The sequence below is a fragment of the Vibrio sp. vnigr-6D03 genome (assembly GCF_002835515.1).
Taxonomy (GTDB): Bacteria; Pseudomonadota; Gammaproteobacteria; order Enterobacterales; family Vibrionaceae; genus Vibrio; species Vibrio penaeicida.
In genome coordinates, this window is sequence record NZ_PIZL01000044.1 from 54,626 (window position 1) to 78,996 (window position 24,371).

19 protein-coding genes are annotated in these 24,371 nt (G+C 43.1%); 15 read left to right on the forward strand and 4 right to left on the reverse strand.

Going from position 1 to position 24,371, the window contains the following annotated elements:
* Positions 1–13: 13 nt before the first annotated feature.
* The 3 genes from CW749_RS25095 to CW749_RS25105 form a co-directional block, all read right to left on the reverse strand.
* Entirely contained in the window at positions 14–670 is a 657-nt protein-coding gene (locus CW749_RS25095) for a hypothetical protein (RefSeq protein ID WP_101115204.1), read from the reverse strand.
* A 75-nt stretch (positions 671–745) separates the two neighbouring features.
* On the reverse strand, positions 746–2,020 hold the full coding sequence (locus tag CW749_RS25100) for a cytochrome P450 (RefSeq protein ID WP_180958493.1): 1,275 nt from the start codon (positions 2,018–2,020) through the stop codon (positions 746–748).
* Between the two features lie 317 nt (positions 2,021–2,337).
* Positions 2,338–3,219, reverse strand: coding sequence for a LysR family transcriptional regulator (locus CW749_RS25105; protein WP_101115206.1), 882 nt, complete (start codon positions 3,217–3,219; stop codon positions 2,338–2,340).
* A 272-nt stretch (positions 3,220–3,491) separates the two neighbouring features.
* Here CW749_RS25105 and CW749_RS25110 point away from each other — a divergent pair, with 272 nt between their 5' ends.
* The 15 genes from CW749_RS25110 to CW749_RS25185 all read left to right on the forward strand — a co-directional run bounded on the left by CW749_RS25110 (position 3,492) and on the right by CW749_RS25185 (position 23,141).
* Positions 3,492–4,835, forward strand: a complete 1,344-nt coding sequence (locus CW749_RS25110; protein ID WP_101115207.1) for an aspartate aminotransferase family protein — start codon at positions 3,492–3,494, stop codon at positions 4,833–4,835.
* Positions 4,823–5,641, forward strand: coding sequence for a 3-keto-5-aminohexanoate cleavage protein (locus CW749_RS25115; protein WP_101115208.1), 819 nt, complete (start codon positions 4,823–4,825; stop codon positions 5,639–5,641). The genes CW749_RS25110 and CW749_RS25115 overlap by 13 nt, the downstream gene beginning before the upstream one ends.
* A 172-nt stretch (positions 5,642–5,813) precedes the next feature.
* Positions 5,814–6,758, forward strand: a complete 945-nt coding sequence (locus CW749_RS25120) for a TAXI family TRAP transporter solute-binding subunit (RefSeq protein WP_101115234.1) — start codon at positions 5,814–5,816, stop codon at positions 6,756–6,758.
* A 193-nt stretch (positions 6,759–6,951) separates the two neighbouring features.
* Positions 6,952–7,968 (forward strand): substrate-binding domain-containing protein, encoded by a 1,017-nt coding sequence (locus CW749_RS25125; RefSeq protein ID WP_180958494.1) that lies wholly within the window; start codon positions 6,952–6,954, stop codon positions 7,966–7,968.
* Positions 7,965–10,643 (forward strand): ATP-binding protein, encoded by a 2,679-nt coding sequence (locus CW749_RS25130; RefSeq protein WP_101115210.1) that lies wholly within the window; start codon positions 7,965–7,967, stop codon positions 10,641–10,643. The genes CW749_RS25125 and CW749_RS25130 overlap by 4 nt, the downstream gene beginning before the upstream one ends.
* Positions 10,630–11,826: a hybrid sensor histidine kinase/response regulator gene (locus CW749_RS25135; protein ID WP_180958495.1), complete on the forward strand. Its 1,197-nt coding sequence runs from the start codon at positions 10,630–10,632 to the stop codon at positions 11,824–11,826. Before CW749_RS25130 ends, CW749_RS25135 begins: the two co-directional genes overlap by 14 nt.
* A 218-nt stretch (positions 11,827–12,044) precedes the next feature.
* Entirely contained in the window at positions 12,045–13,043 is a 999-nt protein-coding gene (locus tag CW749_RS25140; protein ID WP_101115212.1) for a BMP family ABC transporter substrate-binding protein, read from the forward strand.
* A gap of 291 nt (positions 13,044–13,334) precedes the next feature.
* On the forward strand, positions 13,335–14,876 hold the full coding sequence (locus tag CW749_RS25145; protein ID WP_101115213.1) for an ABC transporter ATP-binding protein: 1,542 nt from the start codon (positions 13,335–13,337) through the stop codon (positions 14,874–14,876).
* On the forward strand, positions 14,876–15,973 hold the full coding sequence (locus CW749_RS25150) for an ABC transporter permease (protein WP_101115214.1): 1,098 nt from the start codon (positions 14,876–14,878) through the stop codon (positions 15,971–15,973). The genes CW749_RS25145 and CW749_RS25150 overlap by 1 nt, the downstream gene beginning before the upstream one ends.
* Before the next feature lie 11 nt (positions 15,974–15,984).
* Positions 15,985–16,959, forward strand: a complete 975-nt coding sequence (locus CW749_RS25155) for an ABC transporter permease (RefSeq protein WP_101115215.1) — start codon at positions 15,985–15,987, stop codon at positions 16,957–16,959.
* Between the two features lie 307 nt (positions 16,960–17,266).
* Positions 17,267–18,571 (forward strand): inosine/guanosine kinase, encoded by a 1,305-nt coding sequence (locus CW749_RS25165; protein ID WP_101115217.1) that lies wholly within the window; start codon positions 17,267–17,269, stop codon positions 18,569–18,571.
* A gap of 150 nt (positions 18,572–18,721) precedes the next feature.
* On the forward strand, positions 18,722–18,991 hold the full coding sequence (locus CW749_RS25170) for a Rho-binding antiterminator (RefSeq protein ID WP_101115218.1): 270 nt from the start codon (positions 18,722–18,724) through the stop codon (positions 18,989–18,991).
* A 237-nt stretch (positions 18,992–19,228) separates the two neighbouring features.
* Complete coding sequence (locus tag CW749_RS25175) at positions 19,229–19,903, forward strand: response regulator transcription factor (RefSeq protein WP_101115219.1); 675 nt, start codon at positions 19,229–19,231, stop codon at positions 19,901–19,903.
* Positions 19,887–21,161 carry a HAMP domain-containing sensor histidine kinase gene (locus CW749_RS25180; protein WP_101115220.1) on the forward strand — a complete coding sequence of 425 codons (1,275 nt, stop codon included), beginning with the start codon at positions 19,887–19,889 and terminating at the stop codon, positions 21,159–21,161. The genes CW749_RS25175 and CW749_RS25180 overlap by 17 nt, the downstream gene beginning before the upstream one ends.
* A gap of 336 nt (positions 21,162–21,497) precedes the next feature.
* Positions 21,498–23,141 (forward strand): methyl-accepting chemotaxis protein, encoded by a 1,644-nt coding sequence (locus CW749_RS25185; RefSeq protein ID WP_101115221.1) that lies wholly within the window; start codon positions 21,498–21,500, stop codon positions 23,139–23,141.
* Positions 23,142–23,330: 189 nt separating this feature from the next.
* Here CW749_RS25185 and CW749_RS25190 read toward each other — a convergent pair whose 3' ends face one another.
* Positions 23,331–24,308 carry a chemotaxis protein gene (locus tag CW749_RS25190; protein ID WP_101115222.1) on the reverse strand — a complete coding sequence of 326 codons (978 nt, stop codon included), beginning with the start codon at positions 24,306–24,308 and terminating at the stop codon, positions 23,331–23,333.
* Between the last annotated feature and the right edge of the window lie 63 nt (positions 24,309–24,371).

Consider the following 24,371-nt stretch of genomic DNA (forward strand, 5'->3'; position numbering starts at 1 on the left):
TTAATTCCTCTCTTTAGCTGGCTTTAGCAAGGCGTTTTTCCACAGCTTCTGCAGAAAGGCTGACGATGGGAGAAGGTGCCATCATTCCAATGTGATCTTGTAGCGAAAGAGTCAGTGCGTCGTAACGCTTTTGAAAATCATCCGCTGATTCATTGGCTGGCGTTTCTTTAATGAATTCTGAGAGTGAGCTTCGAATGTGTTGCCCAGACTTCACGTCGTTTGAAGCCGCCATTGGGTAGGCGCTGTAGTAGTGGTTTGTCCATACTTGGTTTGACGTGATGTAATCGTGAAAGGGTTGCAGTGGCACTGAACCTGGGTATTTCACGTTGTTTTTCCAGAATAGATCCAAACCAGATGGAATCGCGCTATGGAAAGAGTCAACGTATTGAGCCCAACTGCCATTAAAATTGCTAAAGAAGAACATGTAGCTGTACTTAATGGTTTCTTTGGGCTGTGATTCTGAAAGCCTAGGAAATTCACTTGGTTTAATGATCGCCCACCGAGCGTAGTGAATCAGAGAAAGCGTGGTTAACCCATTTAAAGAAGCCCCAACTAATTTCATGGCTCCAGAGTTCACTGTCCAAAATATGAATTTGTTTAGCCAGCGCCAATACCATTTTATTGGTGTAACTACGTTCATGGCATACGCCTTACCCGCAATATTTGACATACCACATTCCTGTATAAAGTGATGGATTTTATTATTGTCTACTGGTGCCTTTAGACAGACCGGTAGGCTTGTTGATTATGCGACTTTTGATGGTTTCTCTATTGTCGTATCCGGTGATGTCTCATCGGTGTGACGGGATAATTGCTCGTGTGTGATCGTTAGACTTATCGGATAGGGTTCTCGGTATTGAACTAATCCACGTTCACCTTCGGCTCTGAGAATATGCTCCGATTTCAAGATTGCTTTCAGAATATTAGGGATTTGGATTAAGTTAATGTATTGACCGAAGCAGGTATGCATACCGTAACCAAAATGCATGTAAACGTGCCTTGGGCGATCTAACTTAAATGATTTGGGGTGAGATAAGTCGCGCCCATCCAGCATTGCAGACTGTGTAGCGACAAAGACTTGTGTTCCTTTCTTTATTTTCTTAGAACGCCATGTGCCTTGTGCTATCGTGTAATCACAATTGGCAATACGGAAAAGACCTGCACCAAAGGATTTAAATCGCAAAGTTTCAAGAACGAACTGCTCTAAGGTGTGCATGTCGTCTAAATGTGCGGCACGTTGCGCCTTTGTAAAAAGTGCTTTGTTATCTAATAGGTAATCTAGAACGAGAATAGCGCATTTCGAGGTAGTAGGGACCAAGCCTATGATTATGCCAATTAAGTTGTTGCGAATATCGTAGTCGGTCATTCCTGGTGTACCAGACTCTTGTAACTTTAAGCATCGCTCTAAAATATCGTCTTTTTGATCACGTTCACTAGCTGGGAGCATTCGTCGTTCTTCGATCAAATGATCGATATGACCGCGCAAGCTAGCGGCGTCTCGTATTGCGGCCTCTTCAATTTCTTTTGGGCAGTCTGGGTAGAAAAGGTACTGAAATAGGTTACAAGTCCAGTTAAATAATTTTTCTGGCTCGATCCCAGAAACGCCTAGATATTCGGCGGTGAATTGGCATGGCACAACACTAGTCAGTTCTGAGACTAGCTCGATTCTGCCTGTGCTGTTTTCCATAATTTGCTTGGCGAGTCTATCGGTTAGTGGTGCTACGATTTTATCTAGGTCGTCACGCCTAACCGCTAAACGCATATTCGACACATCTCTCGTGTAGTCCGGTATATCATCCATTCCTAAAAAGAAGTTGCTGCCGTCGGTGATTACTCGCATTTTATCGGCGTAAGTTACACCTAGCTCATTGGGACGAGACAATGCTTCCTGAACGTCTTTAAATCGGGTGATCAGTGCGTAATTCTTATAAAGAACATTGGGTTGAACAAAACGGAGTATCGAAAATATCAGGGGGACGTTGTTCGACGCCCACGCTTTAAGTCGCGCGATTATGCTCATAATTTCTGCCAATTGACGTTTATCTGTTTGCGCACACCGTGAGATTCTATGTCTCATCTAGTGTGAACCAGTGTATTTATTGTTAGAGGAGTGGTTGTTTAAATTAATATGCAACCATTCCTTATAAATATATCGGTCTTAAGTGCGGTAAACTGGAAATATCTTCAGATTAGGATCACAAGGCAGTGAGAATGTAACTGATATGAATGTAAACGGTACGTAATGTCGATCTGTATATGAAAATGAAAAGTTAATACAAAGTTATTTTAAATTGCGTCTTCATTTATCCAAAAAATACGCTATACGGCACGCTGCTTTTATCGCTCCAGTGACCGAACCCAACGAATGAATGAGGTAATGTGAGGTTCACTCAACTTATAACTTGGGCAAATCAAGTAATAGCCATAAGGGCTGTCGAATTTCAAGTCGAGCGGGTTTATGAGCGCTCCAGAATCGAGTTCTTTTCTCACCATAAAATCGGGCAAAAGGGCAACTCCACAATTTCGTGCCAACAAAGGCAAAGACATATAAAAATGTTCAAATGCGACAGGGTAATAATTGGGCGAAATCTGAGTTTGGCTTTTGTTCAGCATCAGCTCCCAAAGCTGCGGGCGGGTCGATTGGGGGAGCAGAGGCAAGCTGAGTACTTCATCTATCGAACTGAGGTTACCAACGCTTGGATTAGCAACTAAGATGAGCTTTTCTTGAAATAGCCATTCCGAATGCTCATAGTGCTTGGCTATTGGTAGGCAACGAATTGAAACATCAGCATCTATCCCTCCCTTGGGTAACCGCCCATCCCCAGTGTTTACCGATATTCTTAAGCGCTGATTTTGTGCGAGAAACTTGTCTATTTCAGGCAGAAGCCAAAGGTTGGCAACAGAAGGGGACACATTAAGTTGCAGTAAGTTTGTTTCCGAATGGGTTTGCTGCATTTCGGCACTGGCTGTCTGAATGGCTTCTATGCCTGGTACGACTTTACTGAGGTACTGGTTTCCCGCTTCTGTCAGTACCAATCCACTTCCTTTTCGGATAAATAGGGCTTGCCCGAGCTGAGTTTCAAGCGATTGAATTTGTTTACTTATTGCCCCTTGGGTAACGTAAAGCTGTTTGGCTGCCTCCGAAAAGCTGAGGCACCTTGCGGCAACAATAAAGGCTTGAAGCGCTCGGCTAGAGGGCAGGTGTTTGGTTAACTGCATGGTGGTTACTTTCCGTATGGGTGAATAACTTCTGCTTACTTAAGATTTTAGAGAATAGATCTAAAGGCGAATCACCATTATTCCATTTGCTCATACTAGTGAGAATAATTCGCTTGTCGGGAAATCGCAAAGCTTTATCTTGGTTATTAATTAGTCAGAGGCTAAGTAAGCAGAAGCTAAGTAATCATTAGCTAAGCAAACGAAAAGTTAAGCAACCGAAAGTTAAGCATTCAGAAATTAAACAAGCCAAATAAGGCACGTAAGGAATCGCCATGACTCATCTTATTCACCGACATTGCCACCATGTACCTCCCACAGTGAAAAATGGGCAAGGCATCTACCTTTACGATCAAAATGGTAAGCGTTATTTAGATGCGTGTGGCGGAGCAGCGGTCTCTAACCTCGGTCATAACAACCAAAAGATTAAGAATGCCATGATGCGACAAATGGAGGCGTTACCATTTGCTCACAGTGGTTTCTTTACAACCGATGTTGCAGAAAAATTAGCCGATACATTGGTGTCTGTAAGTCCTAGCTCACTTAACCATGTTTACCTTGTTAGTGGTGGGTCAGAAGCCGTTGAATCGGCACTGAAACTTGCGCGCCAATACTATCTGGAAAAAGGCCAAGGGAGTAAATCTCAGTTTATTGCGCGCCAACAGAGTTATCACGGAAATACGTTAGGTGCGCTTGGCGTTGGTGGCAATGAATGGCGTCGTGCTCCATTTCGACCGTTGCTGAAAACGACGCATCACATTTCCCCGTGCTATCCATACCGAGATAAGCTGGAAAGTGAATCCGAATTTGAATACGGGCAACGTGTCGCAAACGAACTAGAAAATAAGATTCTTGAAGTGGGTGCAGAGAATGTGATGGCGTTTGTCGCGGAAACAGTGGTTGGGGCGACAGCGGGTGCATTGGTGCCTGTAGAGGGTTATTTTGCTCGTATACGTGAAATTTGCAGCCAATACGATGTGTTACTGATTTTAGATGAGGTGATGTGTGGAGTGGGTAGAACTGGGTCATTCTATGCATTTGAACAAGAAGGGATTGTGCCCGACATTGTGACTGTTGCGAAAGGGCTCGGTGGTGGATATCAACCCATTGGTGCAGCCATCGTAAGCAGCCAGATCTACAAAACCATCGCCAATGGTTCCGGGTATTTTCAACATGGGCATACGTTCAATGCGCACCCAATGGCTTGCGCTGCCGCATTAGCGACAATCAATGAAATTGTTGAAGGAAACAGAGTTTCAGACGTTCAGGCCACGAGTGATTTGCTTTTCGAGAAGCTGAATGAAGCGTTTAGTGATCACCCTAATATCGGTGATATTCGAGGAAGAGGATTATTCATTGGTATCGAATTTGTAGAGGATAAACAGACGAAAACGCCTTTTTCTCCAAATAGCCAATTGGAAAAAAAGGTGAAGAAAATGGCGATGGAAGAAGGGCTAATGTGCTACCCAATGAAAGGCACCATTGATGGTCAAAATGGTCATCACGTGTTGTTGGCGCCACACTTCATCATGACACCATCGCAAGTATCAGAATTGGTTGAAAAACTGCAAGCTACTTTTAGCCGACTATTTTCATTGGAGGCAGTATGCCAGCCATAATCGTTGCTCCAAATGGCGCACGAAAGATGAAGGGCGATCACCCTAATATCCCAATATCTATAGAAGATGTTGTTAAAGATGTGAAAGCCAGCGCGCAAGCTGGCGCAGCGATGGCACATGTGCATGCTCGAACGTTAGAGGGAAAGCATACACTTGGGATACGAGAAAACGCTGCTCTGCTTTCTGAACTCAAAGCTGAATTAGGGAATCAAATTCTGATTCAATTGACCACGGAAGCTGTTGGGCAGTTTTCACCAACAGAGCAAATGATCTTAATTGAAAAAGTCCGCCCGCCCGCGGTTTCGTGTGCCATCAAAGAACTGATTCCAAATAAAGCGTCTGAAGCGACAGCGCGAGACTTTTTCAGCTTAGCCAATCAACAACACATCCTCATACAGTGGATTGTTTATGATCAAACGGATCTCACGCGCTACTTTGATTTGCTTGACAGGCAAATTATCCCTAATACGAACCAGCATTTATTGATTGTTCTTGGGCGCTACCACAAACAATTAGAATCTCATCCCGCTGATCTATTGCCTATGCTGACTCCACAGCTTCTTAATTCGGATATTGCTTGGGGCGTGTGCGCTTTTGGGCGATTGGAACAGCAGTGCCTTATCTCTGCTATGTTATTAGGTGGAGATGCACGGGTTGGGTTTGAAAATAATCATTTTTTACCAAATGGAGAATTGTCTCCGGGAAACGAGTACCAAGTCGCTCAACTTGTTCAGCAAGCAAACGCACTCAACCTGAATGTGATCAATGCTAAAGAATTTGAGTCAATATTGAGATGTGACGAATAACTTCATGTTTTAAGATGAAAATTTCGCATACTAAATTAGACTATGTTATTTGTTAAAGTTGTAAAACTTACGTAAACGGAACTATGTTTCCAGAGACAGAAACGCATGTGTGTTGCATGCTAACCAACAGAAGGAAAGGGATATGACGTTCTTGAAAACGGCTTGTGTTGTGATGGGGTTGACTGGTGCATTGGGTTTAGCAACAACCGCGAACGCAGCTGATGACTTTGTAACTATTGGTACAGGTGGCGTTACAGGTGTTTACTACCCAACGGGAGGCGCTATTTGTCGTCTGGTGAATAAAGGGCGTAAAGACCATGGTATTCGTTGTTCTGTAGAGAGTACTGGTGGTTCGGTTTATAACATCAACACGATTCGTGCTGGTGAGTTGGATTTGGGTATTGCTCAATCAGATTGGCAGTACCATGCATACAATGGTTCAAGTAAGTTTGAAGACAAAGGTCCATTTAAGGATCTTCGTGCTGTATTTTCTGTACACCCAGAACCGTTCACTGTCGTAGCACGTGCAGATGCAGGTATTAAGACATTTGAAGATCTTAAAGGTAAGCGAGTAAACATTGGTAACCCAGGTTCAGGTCAGCGCGGTACGATGGAAGTACTGATGGGCGAGCTAGGTTGGACAATGAAAGACTTTAAACTTGCTTCAGAGCTGAAAGCGTCTGAGCAGTCTAAAGCGCTTTGTGACAACAAAATTGATGCAATGATCTACACAGTTGGTCACCCAAGTGGAGCAATTAAGGAAGCAACAACATCTTGTGACAGTGTGATTGTAGAAGTAAGCGGTCCTGCTGTAGCGAAACTTATTGCGGACAATAGCTTCTACCGCGTAGCAACCATCCCAGGCGGTATGTACCGTGGCAATGCGGAAGATGTACAAACGTTTGGTGTGGGTGCAACGTTCGTAAGTTCTACTGACGTAAAAGAGAAAGTGGTATATGAAATCGTGAAAGCAGTATTCGAAAACTTCGATACCTTTAAGCGCCTTCACCCTGCATTCAACAACCTGAAAAAAGAAGAAATGGCAAAAGATGGACTATCTGCGCCTCTTCATGCTGGTGCAGCAAAATACTACAAAGAAGCTGGCTTAGTGAAATAAATCACATCGCTTTTTATTCAAAACCCGCTTAGCTAAGCGGGTTTTTTTGTGCCTGATGTACTGTCAAAGCTTCCTGACAGTAAAGTGAATTTTTTCTTTAACAGCTCAACGTGTTCAATCTATTGGTAATTTACACATAATGCGTGATGACTGTCTATACTGAATGAAAGGTATGATTGAGATGGAACTTACTATGCTGATAGCTCTTGTTAAACAAGCCTTGGCGCGAATTCTCATAGCGCCTGCTCTTTTGCTTGTCTTTTCTATCCCCAATGTGATCGCAGAAGAAAACAGCAAACGAACCTATTATTTTGTAGGCGCTTTTTTAGCTCATCCTTATGTTCGTGACATCAAGTTAGGTTTTAAATACGCCAGTAAGAAACTGAATGTGAATATTGCCACACTAGGACCGCAGGGGCCGGATTGGGATGCTCAATATAAAGCAATGGAAACCGCTATTGCCGCCAACCCTGACGGTATTATCGTCCCTCTCTGGGTAGATAATGTTGTGCCATTGATAGTGGAAGCAAGAAAGAAAGGCATTGAAGTTATTGCTATTGAAGCGGCGCCTGAAAACCACAATGCCAATACTTACATTGGTTTGGACAACTATCAGGCTGGTCTCTTAACAGCCCGCGAGCTCGTACGTATTGGTGGCAACAAAGGTAAGCTCGGTTTAGTTCTTAATCTAGCCAGTAATACAGCCTTAAAAAAACAAGGCGTCATCGATGGGTTAAAAAATACGGAATGGGAAATCGTTGCTGAAGTGGACGATAAAACCAATACCGATCAAGCGAGTCAAGTCACCATGAAGCTCTTGCGTGATCACCCAGATATTAGTGGGTTAATAGGGCTGAATTCCAGCTCTGGTGTAGGGATAGGGAATGCGATAGGTCAGCTTGGATTAATGGACAAAGACTTAGCAATTGTGGTTCATGATCGAGAGGATACGGTGCTCGAATTTATTGAAAGCGGTGTGATTGATTCCTCGATCGTCGCGAAAACAGCCATGATGAGTTATCTCTCGATTTCCTTGTTGGAGGACTACCACAATCGAGTAGACGAGGATATTCCGGTAGCCAATGATATCTCATCAATTGGTATCACTCTTCTTCCTGAGGTGGTGAATATTGGCGCGGTCGTTGTCAATCAAGAAAATGTCTCTCATTTTTTACGAAAGAATCTAGTAAATAGCTGGAAGGCTGAATGACCTTTAAAACCAAACTTTTTGTTTTTACTCCACTGTTGGTTGCGCTCACAATCGTGCTTTCGATTGTCGCTTCTAATGTCTTGATGAGAAGTGAAATAAATCGTCAAAACGAGGCGCGTTTGCATAACGCCACGAGCTCTCTACAAAGACGAATTTCAGACGATTTCCCTCATATTCATCGCCAATATGAAGCGTTTCGCAATAGCGGATCTACACAATTCTTAATGGGCGTTGAGCGAGGCAGTATTTTTACTGCTGAAGATTTTATTGGGGTACTCACTTTCTATCCAGATGTTCGCGAGTACCTACTTGAGTTTTCACGCCTTTACGATATTTCCAGCTATGCGATTTATTTGCCGGCTGATCCTAACTCTTCTTCCCCCGTATTTGATGAAAGCGTTAACTATCTTTATGCGCAATTTAATGGCGAATTAGATGGGATCATCATCAATGAAACGACGTTGATTCGCTGGGACTCGCGTAACTTTCTACGTAAAAAAGACATCGAACCCATTCTTAACTTTCCGAAGAAATTTGTAGGTTCCCCCAGAACAGAATTAACGACGCTGTCGGACGGCACAATAGGCATTAGCTACAGCTTCGAACTCGATAATGGTGGTGTGCTGGTATTGCAAAGGAGCTGGGATTTTGATTTGGCGATTCAAGAAGTGGATTTAGGGGTAGAAATTTCGCTATACGACGAATCTAGAAATCGGATAGACGGCTCTAGTTTGTTCACAAAGCTTGAGGACGATATTCGCATTGGCACAGGAAAAAAGCAGTTAGACCTTAAAGATATTGATGGACAAATTCACACGGGGCTCGCATCCACGATAAAAGATAAAGGTGTTGTACTTGGGTATTTGGTCACCTCTATTTCTCAACAAGTGATAGAAGATGCCACTAAGCGTGTTGCCGTGTTACTGATTGTTTCTGGTTTGGTACTCGTTTTGTTAGCTGCTGCGATTGCAATTTTAATGGCGCGTTCTTTCATTGAACCGATATCCCAGCTAATTAAAGATTTTAGTGCGATTGCTAACGGAAACATCAATCACAAAATCAACATTACCCGACGTGACGAATTTGGTGAGTTAGCCCGTAACTTTTATTTCATGCAAAGCGCAATAAAAGACAACATCACCGAGCTAAATTTGAAGATTCAGGAGCGAGATGTTGCTGAAAGAAAAGTAAGAAAGCTTAATGAAGAGCTGGAAGATCGGGTGATGTTAAGAACTGAAGAGTTACGTCATGCGGTTAATGAAATGGAGAAAGCCAAAGAAGGCGCTGAAAAAGCGAACCGAGCTAAGTCGGAATTTTTGGCAAATATGTCCCATGAAATTCGCACTCCGATGAATGCGATTCTTGGGTTTTCTGAAATTCTTCATTCGGAAGAAGCCAATCCTAAAAAGCTCAACTTTATCAATAAAATCAGAACTTCAGGCAAAGCTCTTCTTCATCTTATTAATGACGTTTTGGACTTGTCAAAAGTGGAAGCCGGTAAACTTGAGTTTCATATGGCGCCTACATCCGTACCCAAGATGTTTGAAGAGTTGCACGATATGTTCGATCACAAGGCAACCAGCAGTAACCTTGCGCTTATCTATGAAATTGAAAAAGGCATGCCTGAAAGCCTGCTCATGGACGAAAATCGATTGCGGCAAGTGTTCATTAACCTGATAGGTAATGCCGTAAAGTTCACTACGCAAGGTTATGTGAAAGTCACGGCACGGGCCATTCCCGTTGAAGACGATTTTAGGCTGGAATTCGAGATAGAAGATACAGGGATAGGGATCAAAAAAGACCAGATAGATAAAATATTTGGATCATTTGAACAGGCAGAAGCAACGGAAAGCCGCTTTGGTGGGACTGGTTTGGGGCTTGCTATTAGCAAACAAATAATTGAGTTACTGGGAGGACAAATCTCTGTCTCCAGTGAGTTTGGAGCAGGTACAACGTTTGGTGTAACTCTGCCATTGGTTAAGCCAGCCAAAGCAATTGAAGGAGAAGATGCTCCAGTAGATGACAACCTCATTGTTTCATTTGAACCAGCCAAAATTTTGATAGCGGATGATGTGGATTACAACCAAGAAATCCTGGCTCAGTTCTTAACGGGTTTCCCATTCACGATTGACTATGCGGACGATGGCATCCAAATGCTAGAAAGAGTCGAGAAGAGTACACCTGACTTAATTTTGATGGACATAAAAATGCCCAATATGGATGGCCGAGAAGCATCTGAAATATTGAAGAATGATCCTCGTTATCAGGATATTCCAATCATTGCCGTAACAGCGTCTGCATTGTCGGAGTCGCTCGAAAGCCACATAAAGCACTGTGAAGGTTGCATCACGAAACCTGTTGATAGAGATAGCCTTATTGAAGAGCTTAAAAGATTCCTCGCCTATACTAACGTGAGTAGGGTGATGAATGGCGCAGTAGCATTACAGTCACAATCTATTGAAGTAGAAGGGGAAATTAGAGTACCTAGCGGGGAAGTGCTTTCCAATATTCGAACGTTAGCCATCGATGGTTTCATAGATGACATCCAAGAGATGGTACAGCCTCTTTCAACCGATTTCCCTGAGTTTACAGAACGTGTCGTTAAATTCGCTCACGAGTTTGATGATCAGAAAATAATCGATATGGTGGATGATTACATTAATGAGCGACCATGATATTTCAATACTTATAGTGGACGATAGCCCATCAAATTTAGGTGTCGCTTCCGGCTTTTTAAAAGAGTTGGGTTATAAGATTGCCACTGCAAATAATGGTAAAACTGCATTAAGTCGGGTGGAGAGAATCAAGCCTTCATTGATTCTTTTGGATGTAAATATGCCTGAGATGAATGGCTTTGAAGTTTGCCAAATTCTTAACAGCAACCCTGAATTCGTTGATATTCCAATCATCTTTCTTACGGCATTGACAGACCAAGATGCAAAAGAAAAAGCTTTCTCTTCTGGCGCAGTGGATTACATAAGCAAACCTTTTCAAAAGAAAGAACTGATCGCTCGTGTACAAAATCATTTGAGCATTAGTCAATCCAAAAGAGAGCTCGAGAATTTAGTTCAAGAAAAGACGGATGCATTAAATCAGCTAAGAAGTACGCAAAACAAGTTGGTGGAATCTGAGAAAATGGCCTCACTGGCTAAATTGGTGTCGGGTGTTGCTCATGAAATGAATACGCCTATAGGAAATTGTATCAGTACTTTTTCAGCTATTCGAGACACGATTGATACGTTAGAAAATTCGATTGAAAGTGGTGCTCTTTCTAAGAGTAATATGGTCTCAACGTTAGAATCTATACGTGATTTCACCACGATTGGCCTTAACAACACATCGAAGCAATCCCGTTTAATCGATTCATTTAGAGAGTTGGACGCTGTTGGTGCCGAAACCCGAGTTCAGCCGGTTAATGTAGGGCGCTTTATGACAGAAGGGTTGGAGTCGGTTGCAACGAGGGAAGAGCTCGGTGTGAGCTTTAATGTTGAGTGTGACCCTGCACTTACCGTCAAACTCAATACTTGGATTGTGCATGATGTCCTACAAAAGCTGGTAACCAATACCTATCACCACGGATTTTCAGGAGATAAGCAAGGGGAGATTTGGGTCAATGTGCGCCACAATAATGGGCAATTAGAAGTGGATTACAGTGATGATGGTAGGGGGGTGTCTTCTGATGTAGAGGAAACGTTATTTGAACCCTTCATCACGACAGAGAGGAGCCAAGGGTTCGTCGGGTTAGGATTGCATGTCGCCTATATTTTGGTTACTCAATACCTAAAAGGGCGAATTGAGTTGATGGAATCATCAAAAGGAGCTCGCTTTACCTTTTGTTTTCCATGCGAAATATCCTAGTGAATGTTTCAAGTTGTGAACGAATTGTTGTTTTTGTATACAAGAATTGTGCTCAAAATAATGATGCAAACGATTAACTATTGTTCGAATTGAATATGTTCTTCTTCACAGTCGTGAATCATGTCAAGAATCTGTAAAAAATTGGGCGATAATTACACAGGTATTTGGGGATAGGTGCTAATTTTACTACTTTATACCAAATGACATGGAGAAATTGGATGATGACCTTTAAGTCAGTCGCGGTAGGTGTAGCACTTGGACTAGCAACTTTTGCTTCTCAAGCAGCAGATTTTAAACCGTCAGTGATCTTTGATATGGGCGGTAAATTTGATAAATCTTTCAACCAAGCGGCTTACAATGGTGCGGAAGCATTTAAGAAGGACACGGGAATTAAGTACGGTGAGTTTGAAATCACTAACGAAGCACAACGTGAGCAAGCAATGTTGCGTTTGGCTCAACGTGGTCATGATCCTATTGTGGCAGTTGGTTTCCAGCAAGCACCTATCGTTGAAAAAGTAGCGAAGCAATTTCCAAAAACGAATTTCGTTATTATCGATTCAGTGGTAGACCTTCCAAACGTTCGTAGTGTTGTGTTTAAAGAGCACGAAGGTTCTTTCCTTGTAGGTGCTCTAGCGGCTATGAAGAGTGAATCAAACGCTGTTGGCTTTGTCGGCGGTATGGATATCCCTCTAATTCGTAAGTTCGCTTGTGGTTATGAGCAAGGTGCGAAATACATCAGCAAAGACACGAAAGTTGTGCAAAACATGACAGGTTCTACTCCTGCAGCATGGAACAACCCAACGAAAGGTGCAGAGCTAGCGAAGTCTCAGTTCGACCAAGGTGTTGATGTTGTTTACGCAGCAGCGGGCGGTACTGGCGTTGGTGTTTATCAAGCAGCAGTTGATGAGAAAAAATACGCGATTGGTGTAGATTCAAACCAAAACCACCTTCACCCTGGCGTGATGCTAACGTCTATGGTTAAGCGTGTGGATGTTGCTGTTAAAGATGCATTCATGGATGCTTACGCAGGTAAATTTACTTCAGGTGTTCAATCTCTAGGTCTGAAAGAAGAAGGTGTAGCGTGGGCTCTTGATGAGCACAATGGCAGCCTGATTGGTCCAGACATGGCGTCGAAAGTAGAACAAATCCGTGACGACATTATCGCGGGTAAAGTTGTTGTTCACGATTACTTCTCAAATAGCGCTTGTACTTACTAATATACTAGTAAGAAATGCCGGACATGGCTGATCTGTGTCCGGCTTTTTAATTTCTGAACCCCAGGTATTGAATATAAATATAATTGTCAATACTGGTGGTGCGGTGACAGATGTTGTTGGATTTACTTGCGAGAATAAGCGATAGAAAATGAATAAATAACTCGATGAATTGAATTCAACGAGCTTTTCAAAAATCGCATTTGTAATCTTAAAGTCTAAATATTTGTCGTTGCAAAGATACACAAAAACCAACGTTAGTTATCGATTCATTCAGTCACTCAGGGAGAGAGAATGAGCAGTCCTGCCATTGAGTTAAAACTCGTTAATAAGCGCTTTGGCGCGGTTTGGGCAAATAAAGATATTAATTTTGCTGTCCAGCCAGGCACCATTCACGGCATTGTGGGGGAGAACGGTGCAGGTAAATCGACGTTAATGTCGATCTTGTACGGCTTTTATGAGGCGGATTCGGGATCCATTCACGTTGATGGAAAGCAAGTTGCCATAAAAAACTCTCAAGACGCCATCGATCTTGGAATCGGAATGGTTCACCAGCATTTCATGTTAGTAGAAACCTTTACCGTTATAGAGAACATCATGCTTGGTGCTGAAAGCCACAGCTTGATTTCCCATAGCGCAAAAGATGCTGAACAGGCATTGCATGAAATTGAAACTAAGTACGGTCTAGAAGTTGATAACCACGCGCTGGTTTCCTCGTTGCCTGTCGGTTTACAGCAACGAGTCGAGATATTAAAAGCACTGTATCGTGGTGCGCGTATTCTTATCTTGGATGAACCTACAGGGGTTCTTACACCACAAGAAACCGAACAGCTTTTTGATATTTTACGCACCTTAAAAGAGCAGGGTGTCACCATCATATTGATCACCCATAAGCTAAAAGAAATTATGTCGGTAACGGATAGTGTGTCCGTTATGCGAGCAGGTGAAATGGTAGCGTATCGACCGACAGCTGAAACCAATCCACAAGAGCTTGCAGAACTCATGGTTGGTCGTAAGGTTCTTCTCAATGTCGATAAATCAGAAGCTGAGCCAGAAGAAACACGCATTGAAGTAAAAGATGTCAGTTATTTTGATGATCGTGGCGTCAAGCGTCTCAAAAACCTTAACTTCCATGTCAAAGCAGGAGAGATCCTTGGAGTGGCAGGTGTTTCTGGTAATGGTCAGTCAGAGCTTCTTCATGTCCTTTCTGGCACGTTGGTGCCTCAAGAAGGCGAGCTGAGAGTATCGACCTCCAAAGGTTCGCATCAATTTACTTCATCTGTGAATCGTGATGCTGCATTCATGCGTGAACTGAGTATTGGTCACATACCGGAAGACCGCATCAAGCAGGGATTGGTGAAAACAATGCCAGCGGCAGAAAATGCCATTCTTGGTTTTCATCATAATGAAGAATACGGCTCCAAACTTCTTGATTTGAAGGCTATTGATGGCGCGACACGCGACATGATGGAGCAATATGACGTAAGACCCGTCGATCCACATCTTAAAAGTGCTAACTTTTCCGGTGGTAATCAACAGAAGCTGATTATTGCGCGTGAAATGTTGAAACATCCCGATGTCATTTTGGTTGGTCAGCCAACTCGTGGTGTGGATATTGGTGCTATCGAGTTTATTCATAAAAACATTATTGCAGCTAGAGATAACGGTGCTGCGGTACTTCTTGTTTCTACAGAGTTGGACGAAATAATGTCTCTGTCTGATCGAATTATTGTAATGGTCGATGGTGAGATATCGGGTGAAGTTAAAGCGAGCGAAACCGACGAGAAAGGTCTTGGTCTGCTCATGGCCAACGCCAGTGCTGAAGGAGAAGCATAATGAACAAGACCGTACCTGGATGGGTAAATGTAGCGCTGGTTCCGCTGCTTCAGCTGATTCTCGCATTGGTGGTATCTAGCCTCGTCGTTTTATTGGTTGGAGAAAGCCCTGTGGCGGCATTCTCTGTCATGATTCAAGGGGCGACTAACCTGGAATATGGTGGTTTAAGTAACACGCTTTACTACTCGACAAACTTTATTTTCACGGGTCTTGCCGTGGCTGTGGCTTTTCACGCTGGTTTATTCAATATCGGTGGTGAAGGGCAAGCGTATATCGCTGGTCTAGGTATCGGCATATTAATGTTATTGCTTGATGGCATTTTGTCCGTCTGGTTGATGGCACCGCTAGCGATTATCGTTGCCGCAGCCTTTGGTGCGCTTTGGGGTGCAGTCCCTGGTTACCTACAAGCTAAGCGTGGATCGCACATTGTTGTTACCACCATTATGTTCAACTTTATCGCGTTTTCTGTGATGGGGTACGCCTTGGTAGAGCATATTGCTAAATATGGTGGTAACTCGACAGATTCACGTTATTTCAACCCTGAAGCGGTCTTCCCGAAGCTGCATGAATGGGGTGCTGCAAACGGGTTTGAATTGCCATTTTCCCTACTTAACCCATCGCTGCTTATCGCGTTAGTCATGGCGTGGTTAGTATGGCTGTTATTGTTCCGCTCTCGTTTAGGCTACGCCATCCGAGTCGTTGGGCAAAATGCGTCTGCAGCGGAATATGCAGGTATTAATGCAAAGAGAATCATCATTATCGCGATGACCATATCTGGTGGCTTAGCGGGCATGATGGCCGTTAATGAAGTGTTTGGTGCGCATAACCGCCTCATTCTAAACTTCACCGGTGGTTTTGGATTTATAGGCATCGCTGTGGCACTTATGGGGCGAAATCACCCTGTTGGAATCATCATTGCGGCGATTCTGTTTGGTGCTCTATATCAAGGCGGAACCGAGCTGCAATTTGAAATGCCGAGCTTGAACCCTGAACTCATCATGGTTATCCAAGGCTTGGTTATCTTCTTTACAGGAGCGATGGACAGACTTATTCGCGAGCCAGTAGAGCGGCTCTTTACTCGTCAAGCGAAAGCATAGGAGGTGTGACGATGGAAATTTTTAACTGGCTATTGTCCACTTTTGATTCGACAATTCGTTTGGCTATACCGCTTATCTTTGCCGCTATGGCTGGGATATTTTCAGAGCGATCTGGTATTGCTGATATTGGTCTCGAAGGCAAGATGTTGTTCTCTGCCTTTGTTGCTGCAGCAACGGCTTATGCACTTGGTTCTCCTTGGTTGGGGTTATTGGCGGGTATTGGCGCGTCTGTTCTATTGGCGCTGGTTCATGGTTATGCCTCAATCATTCAAAAGGGTGACCAAATCATTTCCGGTTTGGCAATCAATTTTTTTGCTTCCGGAATGACGATAACCTTAGGGCACGCGTGGTTCTCTAGAGGCGGTCAAACGCCAACACTGCATAACGACCAGCGTTTCTTACCAATTGACCTACCTGGTGCGCAGTGGTTAGGCGAAAATGTCCCTGTTATTGGTCCGATTTACTCTGAACTTATTTCTGGGCATAACATTCTTGTCTACCTTGCGTTTGTTGCGGTTATTGCGACTTGGTGGGTATTGTTTAGAACTCGCTTCGGCTTACGCGTGCGTGCTGTTGGTGAAGAACCTAATGCCGTAGATACGGCGGGTATTTCAGTATTCTCGTTACGCTTTAGAGCTGTACTGGTCACAGGTGTATTGTGTGGATTGGCTGGTGCTTATCTCTCTACCGCCCAGAACGCAGGTTTCGGTAAGGAAATGACGGCAGGTCAAGGTTACATTGCATTGGCGGCGGTGATATTTGGTAAATGGCATCCTAAAGCTGCGTTTTTCGCCTGTTTACTGTTCGGTTTCTTATCGGCACTGGAAACGCGCATGCAAGGTGTAGAAATCCCACTAGTTGGTGTACTTCCAACCCAAGTATTCTCTGCGTTGCCTTACGTTTTAACCGTTGTTCTCTTGGCTGGTTTCATCGGAAAAGCCGTTGCCCCTAAAGCGATTGCCAAGCCATACACTAAAGAGCGATAGGGAATCAATAAAGAGATTTTTTGGAATCTATTCAATTACCCGCTAAAAGCCAGTTGAGGAATCAATTGGCTTTTTTATCGACTAAACGATTCAGAATGGAAGATGACCTATACTTTTATATAAACTCAATTTGGTTCGCTGATTTAAGAAAAGCAAAAAAGAAAGCTAAACTGGAAATTGAGCTAAATCGGTATAAAGTTCTTTAAATCAAAGAGCAAACGTTTGCCTTTTTTGGTGATATTGCCGCTCATTAACATGCGAGCTACAATCGCGCTCCCAACTTGTCCCTTAATAAGTTTTATTGATTATGAAGTTTCCCGGTCAAAGAAAATCTAAACATTATTTTCCAGTGCACGCGCGTGATCCATTGGTGACTCAAGCGCAAGAAAGCAAAAAAATGGCACGCACTCACATTGTTGGTATCGACCAGACTCTCGTGGATATTGAAGCCAAAGTAAGCGATGAATTTATCGAAAAGTTTTCTTTGAGTAAGGGACACTCACTGGTTATAGACGATGAAACCGCAGAGAATTTGTACAACGAGCTAAAAGAACGAGGGTTGGTCACCAATGAGTTTGCTGGTGGTACGATTGGAAATACTCTGCACAATTACTCGGTTCTTGCCGACGACAAATCTATCCTGCTCGGGGTGATGAGCCAAGACATCAAAATCGGAAGCTACGGTTATCGATACCTCTGTAATACATCTAGCCGGATGGATCTTAATTACTTGCAAGGCGTGAATGGTGCCATTGGTCGCTGCTTCGCATTAATCAGTGAAGACGGTGAACGTACCTTTGCAATCAGTGAAGGTCATATGAATCAGCTAAAGCCTGATAACATCCCAGAAGCCATATTCAAGAAAGCTTCTGCACTGGTGCTGACCGCTTATCTTGTGCGTTGTAAGCCTGGCGATCCTATGCCTGAAGCAACAATGAAAGCTATCGAATACGCGAAAAAATACGACGTGCCTGTGGTTCTTACACTGGGAACAAAATACGTTATTCAAGACGACCCTGAATTCTGGCAAACATTTTTGCACGACCATGTATCGGTCGTAGCGATGAATGAAGATGAAGCAGAAGCATTAACAGGGGAAAGTGATCCGCTTTTAGCTTCCGATAAAACACTTGATTGGGTCGATTTAGTGCTATGCACAGCAGGTCCGGTTGGGTTGTACATGGCTGGCTTTGCCGAAGACACAGCAAAACGGGAAACGTCACTCCCGCTGCTGCCTGGAGCCATTGCAGAATTCAACCGCTACGAGTTTAGCCGACCAGTGCTAAAAGCCAATACCGCTAACCCTATTAAGGTGTATTCGCATATTGCACCTTATATGGGGGGACCGGAAAAAATAAAGAACACCAATGGCGCAGGCGATGCAGCACTATCAGCGTTGCTGCATGACATGGCGGCTAACCGCTACCATAAAGAAAACGTGCCGAATTCAAGTAAACATCAGTACCCGTACTTGACGTATTCTTCTTTCTCTCAGGTGTGTAAATATTCGAACCGCGCAAGTTACGAGGTGTTAGTTCAACATTCACCTCGCTTATCGCGAGGCCTTCCAGAGCGCGAAGATAGCTTGGAAGAGGCGTATTGGGAACGCTAGTTTTGTTTTAACACTTTGAATTCAATGCTTTGAAACCGCCTATTTGGGCGGTTTTTTTGTTTTGTTCTCGCGGAACCACGCACCTTGAGGTACTTTGAGTATGGTGCCATGATAAATTCATCCGAAACACTATAAGGAGTGGATCCGATTATGATCAGTTGCGATAAATACGACTTCATTGAGCTGGCATGCCTATTCAAATTGAAAGTGAGCCTAGCTATGTTGTCTGGCGAGCAAATAGAGGGCGTCGCTCACAATACAAAAATAGGTGCTGATCGCGTTGAGTATTTGATTCTCACACACTGGGTTGTAGATGAGACGGACGCCAAGGAAACCGCTGTACGACTAGATGATATACATACTATGAGCGCAAAAACGCCTAACCCACACTTCACAACTATTCACATTAATGATGTTTAATGATTTCTCATGCGGTATCCCCTTAATCGTTGGCTGGGTAGGTAATAGAAAAGGCTTAGATATTAAATTTCAACAAGTTAGCTTTTGTCAGGCTTGGATTATTACCTCCGCCCCTCAACGTTTTCTGTCCCATTTTAATTCTCGCTCTTCTACATAAACCGCATTCTTTGGTATGCAACAAGATTTTTCCATTCTCTGTCTGATACTATTCATACGTCAGATTTAGAGGCTAACTACATGAAAATTCTAGTGATTGAGGATGACGCAACAACAAGAGAATTTGTTTCTCAAGGGCTGCGTGAGCATGGTTATATCGTCGATGAAGCAGGAGATGGTCAAGAGGGTTTAATGATGGCTGTCAGCTGCGAATATCAAATGATTATTCTCGATCGGATGTTACCTGCATTGGATGGGATGAAAGTTCTTGCGGCGATAAGAGCAACCGAAGTCAATGTACCTGTCTTAATTTTAAGTGCAATGGACAGTGTTGAAGACAGAGTAAGTGGTTTGCAAGCAGGCAGTGATGATTACCTAACGAAACCTTTTGCCCTCGCAGAATTGATTGCTCGTACAGATATCATCGTGCGTCGCCACAAACCCGTAACTCAAGTTCTTAGCTATTTGGAATACGAAGGTCTTAAATTGGACTTGAAAGCGCATCGGGTCACTTTTCTCGATAACGAGCTGCATTTGCAACCTAAAGAGTTTCAGTTACTTCAGTATTTCATGGAAAACGAAGAACAGGTCATTTCTAGAATGCGTTTGTTTGAGGCGATATGGCATTATCATTTTGATCCTAGAACTAACGTAATCGATGTGCACATTGCCAATCTTCGTAAAAAACTGGACGAAGTTGGCGGAACGAATCTACTCCATACCGTTAGGGGAGCAGGTTATGTCCTTCGCTGTTGATCATGATCTTACGCGTTCCTCTGTCTTTAAAATTTTACTCCTACTCGTTATATCCATTGCTCTGCTCTATTCCTTATTTGTTCATCAGGTCTTTGTTCATTCAGAATCCTTTCACCGGCAGCAACTAACAAAGCAACTTCGTGATGAAATTCAGGAATTTGACGAAGCCAACCTACGAGGTGTTGGCGAAGTCGAGAGATTGATCCTTAGAAAGCGCGAATCAGAGAGTCCTTTCATCTATCACATTAACCGTATTTCCATTCCACCCTCATACCCCGTTGTACGGAAAAAAGTAAGCCATAACCAAGTCATCCTTTTTGATGGTCGTACGCTAGAAATAGGCATCAAACCCGAGCTGTTGCAATCGTATCGATCTCAAGTGGTTCCGATGATTGTTTCCGGCGTTTTAATACCCGTTACATTGATGTTTATCGGTGCTGCAACATTCGCCATTGTGATATTACGCAAGTTGCATAGAGTCAATCACGCGATGAATCGCTTTCTCTGTGGTGAAAAAAAGGTGAAATTGCCCGTTTCGACCAGTGATGATGAATTCGATATTTTGGCAATACATCTCAATTTTATGATAGAGCAGATGGAAAAGAATGAAGAGACTCTCAAAACTCTCTCAATTGGTATGGCACACGATATGCGAACGCCGATGGCTCGCTTAAAATTGAGACTCGAAGAGCTTTCCAACTCAAAAAATTTGGCAGAACCAGAACTTCATAAGTTAATGGCTTGCCAAGAAGAATTGGATATGTTGCTCGCCCTTTTTAACAGTATGTTGGAGATTGCACGCTTAAATAGTGGGCAAATGGTCATCAGTGGCGACGTCGTAGACTTGAGCAAAATTGCACATGATGTGACAGAGTTTTTGATACCGCTCGCTGAACAAAAACAGCAAATCATGACCCTGAGGCAAGATGGTCAATGTCAGCTTATTGGTGATCGCTCTCTGATGTTCCGAGCATTGTTTAACTTGGTAGAGAATGCGGTGAAGTACACACCTGAGCATGGTCGGATCGAGGTGATTGTTGACAGTTTAGGTGTTGTTGTCAGTGATTCGGGAATAGGAATCACTGATGCCGATAAGCCTCACGTTTGCGAACCTTTATTTAGAGCAGATAAAAGCCGAAGTGAAATCGGAAATGGAATAGGTTTAGCGCTGGTTGATGCCGTTGTCCGACAGCATCATGCACAGCTTCTGTTTAAAGATAATCATCCAGGTTTGAGAGTTAGAATTTACATTAGTTAATTCTAATATCCATATAAAAAATGTTGTTTAAAACTAAAATAAGTGGTATTTAGTACACCCATACGGAAAGAGCGAAAATCGGTATTTAACTTATTGTTATATAAATGTTTGTTATAAAATTGAAGCAAACGTTTGGCTGCTTTTCTACGGTAAAAGGGGAAGGTGATACGGGTCAAAAGTAACTCAATTTAATCATAGTCTTGAGGTGTTAATTTGACTCTGGTGACGTCGGTAAGCAGCACGCTTATATAGAATTTCGTTACCTCCGTTTAACAGGTTTCTGTGCGGGTATGTGATATTAATTTTTAGAGTATTTGCTCTATATGTAGGTGAAGTATGAATTGGTTATCTAACCTCTCTTTGAGAATGAAAATGGCGTTACCTGTTACGGTTATGATTCTTTTATTCTCCTCAATCACGTTATACAACGTCCAATTGTTTGGTGCGCAAAACCGAGCAAATAGCACCTTGAATAACGATATTCAACCCGTATTAGAAAAACTTGAAGATGCCTATCGTGATCTCTACCAAGTGATCTCGGCGGCACAGGGTTTGATGCTAGCAAACGGTGATCAGGAAGAAATTAAAAAGCAAAAGTTTGAGTTCGAAGATAATGCCTATAAAGCACTACCTCGTTTGAAAAGCCTCTATAGCTTATTAGATGGAGAAATATTGCCATCGAGCTCGAAAGCAAGCATTGACCAGCTCATCAAAGCAACAGAGAGATGGATTGATAAATACGAGACTATGTTTGCTGACCCACAGCAAGCTCAAGTGTTATTTAGCCAAAACCAAGCGGGCTTAATGAATGATTTTGCGATTATGCGAAAGGAGCTCAAATCGGTTCGTAAAACGATTGAAAATGTGCAGGCAAACCTTCGAACAGAAGCCAATGAAGCTGCAAGAAATTCCGAGTTGGCGCTTGAAGTGGGCAGCGGATTAGCGATTCTGATTGGTGCTTTCTTAACTTGGCTGCTTTCAGGGTGGATTATTGCACCGATTCGTCGGCTCAATGAAAACATGGCGGAAATTGCATCGGGTGAAGGTGATTTAACAAAACGTGTGGAAGTAGAGTCTTCGGACGAAATAGGCGAACTAGGCCGAAATTTCAATACGTTTGTACAATCTTTGCAGTCCACAATTGGTGAAGTTGTTGATGCCACTCATCACGTGCGCAACGAGATGAATCAATTTAATCAAATCACTGGAAATGTGGTGACGGGAGTGACTTCCCAGCAACAAGAAAGTGAGATGGTCGCAGCTGCAATCAATGAAATGCGAGCCACCAGCGAAAGTGTAAGCCAAAATGCTCAAGAAGCAGCGAGTGCGAGTGAAGCTGGGCATTCAGAGGTGCAGCAAGCAGCGAATGTCCTTACGCAAACCGTCACATCTATCCAAGGGTTGGCAGACGAACTTGAACATGCAGGTACGGTGATACATACGCTTGATTCAGACGTTTCTAACATCGCTTCTATTCTGGATGTGATTCGTGGTATTGCAGAGCAGACAAACTTACTGGCGCTCAACGCTGCGATTGAAGCGGCGCGAGCGGGGGAACAAGGACGAGGCTTCGCAGTTGTTGCAGATGAAGTTCGCGCATTGGCTAGCAAAACTCAAGATAGCACTGGTGAAATTCAGGTTATGATCGAGAAATTGCAGGCAGGCGCCAAAGAAGCGGTAACGGCGATGGAGTCTAGCCAACAAGGTGGTGAGCGTACCATTGAGAAGGCGAATACAGCTTCAAATTCTCTGAATGAAATCAGTCGTTCAATTTCAATCATCAATGAAATGAACTCTCAAATCGCAACAGCAGCATTTGAGCAAACGACAGTCAGTGAAGACGTAAACAGCAATATTCAGCGAATTGCAGATAACAGCCAGCAGATCGTCCATGTAGTGGAAGACGCTAATGATTCTTCTAAGAACTTAGCTATTCAATGCGAACGCTTAGATAACCTTGTGGGGCGTTTTAAAGTATAGGCTTGCTAGTCTCTTAAGTATTTTCTCGAAGAGAGACTTCAAGTTAAGAAGTAAAGCCCTGAGTGATATCACTCAGGGCTTTTTGACGTTTTAGAAGCTTAATCGTTCAGCTACTGTGAAAGGATAGGTACTAGTTCGAATAAAAAAAGCTGCTTGATAAGCAGCTTTAGTCAATCGATAAAATGTTCGTTATACGAAGATGTATTGGTCCATCATTGTGATCATACGACCAATCTCAGGTTTAGTTATCGTGTCGTTCGCACCTAGCTGTAATGCTTTCTCACGGTTGTCGTCACTCATTAACGAGGAAAACATAACAATTGGCATCGCGCTGTATGTGTCGTTCTCTCGTAGCCTTTTAAGCAGGTGCATGCCATCCATGCGAGGCATTTCTACGTCGGTAACAACTGCATCAACGAATTCGCTTACAGGGACTTCTTCTTTCTTGGATAACGCTTCGAACTCTTTCAGTTTATCCAGCGCTTCCCCTCCGTCCTTACAGGTAATTATATTGTACCCTGCGGATCGGAGTGTATTTTCAATAAGGCTACGGATAAACGCAGAATCATCAACAACCATAACAGTACGAGCTTGACGCTTGGTCACCATTCTCTGGTTTAGATCTACACTCTTATCGATTGTAACATCGTATTTTTCCATACTCAGTTCGGGGTTGATGTCAGCGATGATTTTCTCGAAGTCCAAAATCATGATCAAGTTGCCTTCTTGTCGAACAACGGCAACAACGCAATCATTTTCGCCCGCTTCTAAGAATTGACTTGGTGACTCAACATCTTCCCAAGAAATCCGGTGAATTCGGCTTATACTGTCGATCAGAAACCCGTTAGTCATTCGGTTAAAATCCGTCACAATGACAAACTTGCGTTCGAGATCGGATTTTGTGGGTACGCCTAACCATCCTGCTAAATCAACCAAAGGTGTTAGCTTTTCTCGAGAAGAGAACACACCAACCATGTGAGGTTGAGCATTAGGGTAGTCCGTAGTTTCTGGAACCTGAATTACCTCGCGAACTTTCGCAACGTTAATACCGTAATAGCAGGTTTTAGTCGTACCGTCTGGAAGTTGTTTTTGTAGATGAAATTCTATAATTTCAAGCTCATTTGTACCACTTTCGGTTAAAACCGTACTGTTAAGGTTGTTACTCATAGATACCACATTTCAAGTTATGACTGACAGGCAGTTATTGATGTTTATTTTAGTATATACCCA